The 1,238-nt window shown below is 75.2% G+C and carries 2 protein-coding genes; both read left to right on the plus strand.

What is annotated here, in order from left to right:
• Nucleotides 1-455, plus strand: a 455-nt coding sequence (locus tag KUM32_RS33000) for an EamA/RhaT family transporter (RefSeq protein WP_217145615.1), incomplete at its 5' end; no start/stop codon positions are given.
• Nucleotides 456-585: 130 nt separating this feature from the next.
• The coding region (locus tag KUM32_RS33005) for a class I SAM-dependent methyltransferase (RefSeq protein ID WP_217145616.1) at nucleotides 586-1,238 on the plus strand (653 nt) is incomplete at its 3' end.

The raw sequence follows: 1,238 nt of genomic DNA on the forward strand, positions 1-1,238 counted from the left end.
GCCCCCGCCCCGAACCCCTCCGGTTCTACGGCACGACCTGGGTGAACCACGACCACGGCTACACCGCCCGCCGGGCCGGCCTGGCCGTCGGCTCCCTCGTCGCGGCGGCCGCCGCCTGCTTCGTCCTCCGCGTCGCCTACCAGGGCCTCCAGATCGCCGACATCGGCAGCTTCGTCAGCCTGCTGATGGTCGTGATGTTCGCGATCTGCAGCGCCCTGGCCTTCCGGCACACCTGGTCGGGCTTCAGCAGCCGGCCCGACCCCGACCGCCAGGCCTCCCTGCGCGGACTGCTGGCCATCGGCTTCATCGGCTCGCTCCTCGCCTATTTCCTCCGCACCTTCACCGAGGCCCCGGGCGAGAAACTCCACCGCGCCGAGTACGACAGGGCCCGCGAGGAGTACGAGAAGCGCGTCACCCGCCGCTCGGGCAACCCGAAGAAGCGCCGCCGCCGCTAGGTGTCCTGATCACGAGCGCTGTCGACGCCGGCGGGGGACGGAGGGACCTGGACCGTCCCGACCGGCCGGCCGATGGTCACGCCCGCGAAAACCCCCGGCACGCGGTCCCGCCCCCGGTCACGATGGCCGTATGACGACATCCGGGACCACACCTCCCCCCGCCTCCCACACCGCCCGAGCCCACTCCTTCAACGCCGCCGCGGCCCAGTACGCCGCCAGCCGCCCCTCCTACCCGACCGCCCTCTTCGACGCGCTGGAGGAGCTGGCCGGCCGCCCCCTCGCCGGCTCCCGCGCCGTGGACGTGGGCGCCGGCACGGGCATCGCCACCGCCCGCCTGCACGCGCGCGGCGCCGACGTCATCGCCGCCGAACCCGGTACCGGCATGGCGGCCGAGTTCCGCCGCACCCTGCCCGACGTGCCGATCGTCCAGGGCAACGGCAACGCCCTCCCGCTCGCCGGCCACTGCGCCGACTTCCTCACCTACGCCCAGGCCTGGCACTGGACCGACCCCGCCCGGGCGGTCCCGGAGGCACTGCGCGTGCTGCGCCCGGGCGGCGCGCTCGCACTGTGGTGGAACACCGACGCCCTCGACGTGCCGTGGATCGCGGCGGCCGCCGAGCGCGTCGAGCGCCACTTCGGGCTGGACGTCGCCGCCGAGAAGCGGCCGGACGGCACAGCCGCCCCCCCGGACAGCCACCCCTCCCGGACATCCCGCCCACTGGACGCCCCGCCCCCACCCACCCCCGGGGTGCAAGGATGGCGACGGACGACGCACCCCCAGAG

The organism is Streptomyces sp. AC627_RSS907 (assembly GCF_019049165.1).